This is a genomic window from Arthrobacter sp. ISL-28 (assembly GCF_018613875.1).
Classification (GTDB): domain Bacteria; phylum Actinomycetota; class Actinomycetes; order Actinomycetales; family Micrococcaceae; genus Arthrobacter.
The window spans coordinates 1-8,115 of sequence record NZ_JAGGPJ010000039.1 but is presented as its reverse complement, the minus strand read 5'-3'; the positions used below and the strand labels follow the sequence as shown (position 1 = coordinate 8,115).

Genomic DNA, 8,115 nt, shown 5'->3' with positions numbered 1-8,115 from the left:
AATCACCGCAAGAACCCAAGGGTCCTTCATCGCGACAGCTCGCATCCACTCCCCTGTCATCTAGCCAAATTCAGGTGTGAATAGAAGATGCTGCTTGTCAGATATCTCTCGGCCGGGGTCCTCGAGTCCGAAAGGTGGCACGGTTTTTCGATTCTGTGCCGTCCATAGACGGTCCGCCCGCGGGCTATGGATGCGCCTTCCATGACCTGTAAAGACTGCATTCTCTAGCCGAGACCGCGTAGCTGGGGCAGACCGGGCCTGGCAGGCAGTGTCGCTCTTGGCGCACCTCCAGCGGGCTCTTTCTAGGGCGGGGTAACCGCGAACACGTTGGGGGAACTCCCGGTTCCGGAGGAATTGCGCGCTGTCGCTGTGGCCGTTGTCCTGTAGCCTTTACCCGTTTCGTAGCGTGGGTGGATCAGTAGCGCGGCCCCGCAGCTTCACCTTGGTGGTCCTGGCGCGGTTCCAGGTGAGAAGTATCGGCATAATCCCGGCATCAGGATAAACACCGAAAAGGTGCTCCTTTACGACCGGGATAAATTGGCTTAGACACCACTATTTTCCCTAGTTAGAGCACCTTTTCGCCTTTAAACACACCCTCCAGCGCCGAGGCCCCCTGAAACCCCCGGGCTAGACGTATGGCAGGCCGGAGGACCCACAACCCGCCGCATCGCCGAAGGCTTCCTGACATGGGCCATCAAGACCAAAGCCGCTCCGGCAGGGCTGGCCATCGTCCCGCACCGCCGCGGCACCAGCCCCAGGCTCGCCAAGTCAGGGCAAGATGAAGCAGTCAACCGCGTGGTTCACACCGACGGACTTGAGGCACGAGACCGCGCCGCCGCGATCCTCATCCTCGTCTTCGGACTGCAGGCTGAAAACATAGCGCGGCTTACCTGGGACGACCTGACGGTCACCGGTGAACTCGTCACAGTCCAGCTCGGGACGATCCACATCGCCCTACCGGACCCCTTGGACAGGCCTTGGCGGGAACTCGCTGCGAACCCCGGTCATAACTTAACTGCCTCGCACCCCAACACCAATTGGGTATTCCGTGGAGTCTCACCAGGCCGGCACATCCACCCCGGATACCTCACAACCCGTCTCAGCAGGTTGTTCAGCACCCGGGCCGCACGGCTGGGAACCCTTCATGAACTCACCAAGCTCGCCCCCGTGGCCATCATCGCCGAAACGCTCGGCTACTCTCCCGCCACCATCGAACGTCACGCCACGGACTCGGCTACCGCCTACGCCAGTACATCGCAGCAACAAGGTCGGCCGGACGCACTCATTAGGTTTAGGGCAGCAGGGTCCGTTACCTCAGACGCCGCCTAACTTACGCTGCACTGACCTCAGCATTCGGAGTGTTTCGTCGTCGTCCATACCCGTGGTGATGGACCAATCAATTCCTGAACCCAAAACATCGCTGGCGAACACCACCTCGGTGGACAACAAGGCCCGGCGCCAGTCACTCGTCGTCAAAGACCGACCGGCGAGTAGATCGTCTGCAATTCGGTATCCTTCGTCCCGCAGGTCTGCGACGTCACGAAAACCGATAGCGATGGCCATCGCCTCAGTGCATCGAGCTGGGCCACCCCACTCCAAGAGGCCCCGCCGAAGCAGCTCCCGCTCCTCCTCAGTCAGGTCCATCTCCATACTGGCCATCGCCATCACATTCACTCTCTACGGCGCGCAATTCCTCGTATGGGAACTCAGGCTCCAGAAAGAGCTCCCGCTTGAAGACTAGTGAGCTGTGCTTGCCGGACGCGAAGTAATCTTTCCCGGCGACTCCCGGCTCATCGATACCCGTGCATGCCAGTTAGACCACCGCTAACGGCCTCGCAGGACCCGCCCGTCTGGCTCGCCTCCCGTGCCCCGCTTTACGCCTCCTGAGTTTGACCACTTCATAAACAGGCCTGACGAATGCGGATGGTCAAACCAAACGGTAGGTTGACGGTCCGCGACGTGCTGCTTACACTGGTACGACGCAATTAGTGAGCGCTGCAGAGTGAACGCTCGGCATTGTATTCAGGTCCCTTAAGTGCCTGTTACCTCAACGAATAGGGAGTAAATGCGATGAGTTCCGGTTCGAACAAGGAAGTGGTTACCGCCTTCATGGAGCGATTCAGCTCAGGAGACATCGACTACGCCCACGAGCTGCTCGCCGAGAATTTCGAGTGGGAGATCCCAGGTAACCTGGCGATGGCCGGTTTATACGACAAGAAGGCGTTCCGCGAGGTCAACGAGTTTTTGGTCAAAACTTTTACGGAGCCGCCGAAATGGATTCCCGACTCAATGACCGCCGAAAACGATAAAGTCGCAGTCGAGGCCCACAGCATCGGTGACACAAAAGAGGGCGTCGCTTATCGCAACAGGTATCATCTGTTGCTCACTGTTGCTGACGGCAAAATTACCAGGGGTGTGGAGTACATGGACACTAAGCACGTGCAGGAATTCTTGGATTCTGCTGGCCTCGGATGACCCGGGGCGCGGGTAGTTAAAGCTTCGACAACTGAGGGCAATATGTACCGTTATCGGTAGTTACGTATGCGTACCTGGCCCAAAAATATGGATTTTGAGCCGAACCGTTTCAACCCGATTCGGGCCTACGTGCGCCCGCGACTCGACAGTAGTTTTCGGCCATGCATAGGTAGGCGATGTCGAATAGCGGCCCCGACGGTGGCGCCGGCGGCGAGTAGGCATTGGAGTCTGTAATTCGTGAAGTTCCCGAATCCACGGGCAATTCTGCGGGTGGCTTCGATGACGCCGTTGATCGCTTCTGTGGGGCCGTTGGAGGCGCCGCGGGTGTCGAAGTAGGCCAGGATCGCGCTCTTCCCTTGTTTGAGTGTCCGGCCCAGCCGGGCGACTTCCGGGATCGGACACGACGGGAACGATGCGATGACCTCGTTGACAAGTTCCCGGCCGCGTTCCGGCCTGGCGTGGTAGATGTTCAGGAGCTTCTGGTAGCACTGCCACGCCAAAGTCACTTCGTGTTCCGGGTCCCCGAGGGCGAGTTTCGCGTCGAGGCGGGCGGTCTGTTTGTCGGTGAGGTGCTCCGCTCCGATCTGCAGGGTTCTCCTGATCCCGTAGAGCGGATCGCCCTTGCGGCCGCGGTGCCCGAGCGTGTCCTGCTGGACCCGGCGGCGGACCTCATCGACCATGGCCTACCCGAGCTTCACAACATGGAAGGCATCCAGAACGGTGATGGCTTCGGGCAGTTCGTCGCGGATGGCGTTGGCATAGCCGCGGCACGGATCCAGCGCCGCGGTCTTGATCCGGGCGATGAACCCGGTGCCGCGGTCCTTGAGCCAGTCGGCGTAGGCCTTCCCGGACCGGCCCGGATCGAGATCCAGCAGCCGGGCATGCACCATCCCTGAGCGTCACGGGTGTGATCCACAATTCCGGTGACCATGCCGGATCCCGGCGGGCCGGTGTGGGACCAGTTGGGTCGGCCCGGGGCGCGGTGACGGCATGCCGTTCCGTTTCCCCGGACCGCCCGCCGAACCCGGCGTGCGATTCTCACCGCACCGGGCTCTCCACGTGAGGATTGTCGCTCAGCCGGTGGGGGCTGAGGGTGTCCACGGGGTCGGGATCCGGTAGCCGCGGTAGCGGTACCGGATGACTGAGACGCTGGCTGCGCCCTTGAACCTTGTCCCGTCGACGGCGAGCCGCCAGGTTCCGGGCAGGCAGAACCTGCGCCGTAGTTCTGGCCATTCGATGCGCTGCTTCTTCCGTAGCCATGCCGTGATCCGCTCCCACGCATAGGAGTCGATCGCGGAGAACGTGGCCTTGGACACTCCGTGTCGGAAGTAGTTCGCCCACCCTCGAAGCACCCGACCCAGATAGTCCAGCAGGTATCCGGGCTCTTTGTGCAGAGTCGATCTGTACGTCATGGTCTTCACTCGGCTCTTGATCGAGGCGATCGCCTTCTTCGAAGGGCCGGGTGTACACGAACCACTTGTTGCTTCCCCGTTTGTGCATCCTGCGGATGTTGTAGCCGAGAAAGTCGAACCCGTCGTCGATGTGGACCACTTGGGTCTTTTCCGGCGACAGCCGCAGGCCCATGGGGGCCAGCACGGTTGTCACCTCCTGCCGCAACTGCTCGGCGTGTTCCCGCTGCCCGGTAACGAGCACGACAAAATCGTCGGCGTACCGGACCAGACGGTAGTTCGCCTGACCGTGTCGCTTGCGGCGCTGCCGTTGGGGCTCAGTCGCCATCTGCTGCTCCCACGCCCGGATGAATTGGTCTTCGAGCGCGGACAGGGCGATGTTGGCCAACAGCGGGGACAAGACCCAACGCGACGTGATCGATCATGTCGAAGCACGCCTCGATGTCGGCCTCCAGCACCCACTGGTACCGCTTGGTGGTGAAGTGATGGATCTCGGCGATGGCATCTTGCGCGCGCCGGTTCGGCCGGAACCCGTACGAGCACGGCTGGAAGTCCGCCTCGAAAATTGGTTCCAGCACCAGCTTGAGGGCAGCCTGCACCACCCGGTCGGTCACCGTCGGGATCCCCAGCTTGCGCAGTTTCCCGCTCGGCTTGGGAATCTCAACCTGATGTACCTCGACCGGCTGGAACGTCCGCGCCCTAAGGTTGGCCACGAACGTGCTGCAGGAATCCCTCAACCCCGATCCGGGAAGCGATCCAAGCCACCGTGGCTCTGTCGACTCCCGGCGTCCGCGCCCCAGCGGTGCCCGCGACGCGTTTCCACGCCACCACCAAAAACGCCGCGTCGCAGACCAGGTTGTACAAATCATCAAACCGGCGGCCGGGGACCCCGGCCGCCCAACAATGCACGCTGTTATTTCGGATGGAGGTGAGAGACCTGCATCGCTTGGCCGTCGCAGCGGCCGGGTGAAGCTGGCGGCAGTCCGTCCTCGGGGAACGCCAGGGATGGATGGGAGCACGCTTGTCCCACAGCAGCCGCACCGGCCTGCCGAAACAGGGACTGTCATGGAGACGGACCCGCCGGCGGCCGTAGCCGACCCGCATTCACACCAACCACGGAGAGCCCGGATACTTGGAACCGTTCAGCCGCAAGGCGTAGCGGCCACCTCATCGACGACGCATCGGGCCAGGCGGAGCTTGCCCTTAGGCGTGAGAATCGCATGGGTCATGAAGGCCTCCTTGTGGATCGGACTCTCGGCAAGCCCACTCGACGCGGAGGTCTTCCTTTGCCACCTGTCCACGCCGCGCGTTCATAACGTCCGTAGTTCATACAGCTAGATCAAGCACCGATCTGCGACCTCGCTCAGCACGCCAGCTTTAATATCGCCACAGTCTCAAACGTCCTTAACTGCCCGAACGTGCGGGCCCTGATACGCGGAAACGAGTACGCATGTGGTTGTTAGCCCGCCGACAGACCTTTCACGGCATCACTAGGCTGCCAGATACTGTTGGAAGTTCACCGCTCCGAGGATCCATGCTGGGCGCCCGTAAACAGATGGCGCGAGTGCTCCGCTTGGAGCGACGCTAATGCTCCGTCAGGGTGAGGACGTCGTAGGTCGCGACGATTTCGTCGTTCTGGTTGGTCAAGACGGCGTCCCAGGTGACCTCGCCGTATTCTTCGGTCTCGCGCGGGGTGATCTTCTTGGCCGTGAGCGTGACCCGGATGGAGTCGCCGGCGGCCACGGGGGTGATGAAGCGCAGGTTTTCCAGGCCGTAGTTTGCCAGGACCGGACCCGGGGCGGGCTCCACGAACAGTCCGGCGCCCCAGGCCAGCAGCAGGTAGCCGTGCGCGACGATCCCCGGGAAGAACGGGTTCGCGGCGGCTGCCTCCTGGTTGGTGTGGGCGTAGAAGGTGTCGCCGGTGGAGTAGGCGAACTGGGTGATCTCGTCCAAGGTCACCTCGCGCAGTTGGGAGCGGATGGCGTCGCCGATGTGCAGCGTGCTCAGGTGCTTTCGGAACGGGTGCTGGCCTTCGGTCTCGAGGGTGAAGTTGCGGTCGGCGCCGGTGTGCCAGATGTCCGTGACGGCGGTGAGCATGTTGGGCGAGCCCTGGATGGCGGTGCGCTGCATATGGTGCATGACCGAGCGGATGCCGCCGAGTTCCTCGCCGCCGCCGGCGCGGCCGGGTCCGCCATGGACCAGGTGCGGGACCGGCGTGCCGTGGCCGGTGGAGCTGCGGGCGTCCTCGCGGTTGAGCATGAGCACCCGGCCGTGGTGCGCCGCGATGCCGGTGACAAGCTCCCGCGCCACGGCAGGGTCGCTGGTGCAGACCGTGGCAACGAGCGAGCCGCCGCCGCGGGCGGCGAGGCGGACGGCGGCGGCCAGGTCCGTGTACCCGACCACCGAGGAAACCGGGCCGAACGCTTCGAGCGAATGCAGCTCCTCCGCTTCCGGATTGTTCCAGCTCAGCAGGACCGGTGACATGAAGGCGCCGTCGTCGACGACGCCGACGGTACCGTCCGCGCTGGTGACCTTGGGCGAGTCGAGGGTGCCGTAGGCGAGCTCCCCGCCGGCGTCGAGCATGGCCTGGACGGCCGCCCGCACGTCCGCGAGCTGCTCGCGGGAGGCCAGGGCGCCCATGGTGACGCCCTCGGCGCGGGGGTCACCGAGAACCACGCGTTCGTTGATCCGGTCACCCACTGCGGCTGCGACGGCGGACACCAGCTCCTGCGGCACGATGGCGCGGCGGATCGAGGTGCATTTCTGGCCGGCCTTGGCGGTCATCTCGGTGACGAGGGACTTGATGAACGCGTCGAACTCCGGGGTGCCCTTCACGGCGTCCGGGCCGAGGATGGCGGCGTTGAGGGAGTCGGTCTCCGAGGTGAACCGGACGCCGCCCTTGACCACGTTGGGGTGGGACTTCAGCGTGTCGGCGGTGGAGGCGGAGCCGGTGAAGGAGACGTAGTCGCGGTAATCCAGGTGGTCCAGCAGGGTGCGGACGGATCCGGAGACCAGCTGCAGGGAACCCTTGGGCAGGATGCCGGATTCGATGATCACCTTGACCACGGCAGCGGCGACATAGCCGGTGGGAGTGGCGGGCTTGACGATGGTGGGGACGCCGGCGATGAAGGCCGGGGCCAGCTTCTCGAGCATGCCCCAGACCGGGAAGTTGAAGGCGTTGATCTGCACGGCCACGCCCGGGATGCGGGTGAAGATGTGCTCGCCGACGAATGAGCCGTCCTTGGACAGCACCTCCAGGGGGCCGTCCACGACCACCTGGGAGTTGGGCAGCTCGCGGCGGCCCTTGGATCCGAAGGTGAAGAGCACCCCGATGCCGCCGTCGATGTCGATCATCGAGTCGATCCTGGTGGCGCCGGTCTGGGCCGAGACCGCGTAGAACTCATCGCGGCGCGCGTTGAGGTACTGCGCGAGCTCCTTGAGTTTGAGGGCGCGCTGGTGGAAGGTCAGCTGGCCGAGTTCGGCCTGCCCGGTGGTGCGCCCGTAATCCGCGACGCCCGCGAGGTTCAGCCCCGCCGCGCTCACCTTGGCCAGGAGTTCCCCGGTGCTGGCATCGAGGACGAGCGCGGCGCCGGCTGCGGCGGCGGCGTCGGGGGTCCACCAGGAATCACGGACGAAGCTGGGAACGATCTCTACAGTGTCTGCAGTGGGTTCCGGAGCAGTTGCGGTGGTGGTCATGGTTGACAGGTCCTTCCAACGGGGGCAAAATCAACACGGCCAGCGCATTACTGACCGTCCGTTCGGTATCAAACCTAAGGGTAAGTAGTACGCTGAAGTGTGTCAACCCATCGTTTGGTTGCATTGCTACGGCTGCTGGTGACATGCTACCGCCAGGTCCTAGCCGGACGTTTAGTAAGAGGTCGCCACCTGAGATCCACTGGCGGCTCTCAGACAGGGCCTGGAGTTCGGAAAGGGAGGCCGCGGCAGGCTGGTCAGCCACTGCTTGGACGGGGTGGTGGTGTTTGACCTTCCCGCCGGTCTGTGGGGTGGTAGGGCTCGAATTCTTCCGGCGGGCTCCGGCTGCCTCCAATTCCCACGAGAAATTGCCTTCGAGGTGGAAAATGCTATCTCGACACATCCTGCGGTCTCGGAAGTGGCCCTAAGCGGTAAGCCGATGACAGGTGGGCGACACCGTATATGGGATCGGCCGCGTGATTCAAGGTAAATCGGCGACCGTGGACGATATCATCAGCCATTCCCAATGGCTGGGGCC

The 8,115-nt window shown here is 63.3% G+C and carries 6 protein-coding genes and 2 pseudogenes; 2 read left to right on the top strand and 6 right to left on the bottom strand.

Annotated features, from left to right (window positions below):
- The first annotated feature begins 795 nt into the window (after positions 1-795).
- Complete coding sequence (locus J7E80_RS21300; RefSeq protein ID WP_215054207.1) at positions 796-1,329, top strand: hypothetical protein; 534 nt, start codon at positions 796-798, stop codon at positions 1,327-1,329.
- On the opposite strand, the gene J7E80_RS21295 is transcribed toward J7E80_RS21300, so the two are convergent.
- On the bottom strand, positions 1,315-1,563 hold the full coding sequence (locus J7E80_RS21295; protein WP_215054206.1) for a hypothetical protein: 249 nt from the start codon (positions 1,561-1,563) through the stop codon (positions 1,315-1,317). The genes J7E80_RS21300 and J7E80_RS21295 overlap by 15 nt on opposite strands.
- Positions 1,564-2,070: 507 nt before the next feature.
- On the opposite strand from J7E80_RS21295, the gene J7E80_RS21290 reads away from it, so the two are divergent.
- Positions 2,071-2,475, top strand: coding sequence for a nuclear transport factor 2 family protein (locus J7E80_RS21290; RefSeq protein ID WP_215054205.1), 405 nt, complete (start codon positions 2,071-2,073; stop codon positions 2,473-2,475).
- A 125-nt stretch (positions 2,476-2,600) separates the two neighbouring features.
- On the opposite strand, the pseudogene J7E80_RS21285 reads toward J7E80_RS21290, so the two are convergent.
- From J7E80_RS21285 to paaZ, 5 genes and pseudogenes are all read right to left on the bottom strand, one after another.
- Positions 2,601-3,365 (bottom strand): annotated as a pseudogene (locus J7E80_RS21285) (transposase).
- Positions 3,366-3,548: 183 nt separating this feature from the next.
- On the bottom strand, positions 3,549-3,908 hold the full coding sequence (locus tag J7E80_RS24065) for a group II intron maturase-specific domain-containing protein (RefSeq protein ID WP_311380907.1): 360 nt from the start codon (positions 3,906-3,908) through the stop codon (positions 3,549-3,551).
- A 133-nt stretch (positions 3,909-4,041) separates the two neighbouring features.
- Positions 4,042-4,272 (bottom strand): annotated as a pseudogene (locus tag J7E80_RS24760) (group II intron reverse transcriptase/maturase); the annotation flags it as partial.
- Positions 4,202-4,597 (bottom strand): reverse transcriptase domain-containing protein, encoded by a 396-nt coding sequence (locus tag J7E80_RS21275; protein WP_215054203.1) that lies wholly within the window; start codon positions 4,595-4,597, stop codon positions 4,202-4,204. The pseudogene J7E80_RS24760 and the gene J7E80_RS21275, both read right to left, overlap by 71 nt.
- Positions 4,598-5,468: 871 nt before the next feature.
- On the bottom strand, positions 5,469-7,580 hold the full coding sequence (gene paaZ / locus J7E80_RS21270) for a phenylacetic acid degradation bifunctional protein PaaZ (protein ID WP_215054202.1): 2,112 nt from the start codon (positions 7,578-7,580) through the stop codon (positions 5,469-5,471).
- Positions 7,581-8,115 lie beyond the last annotated feature (535 nt).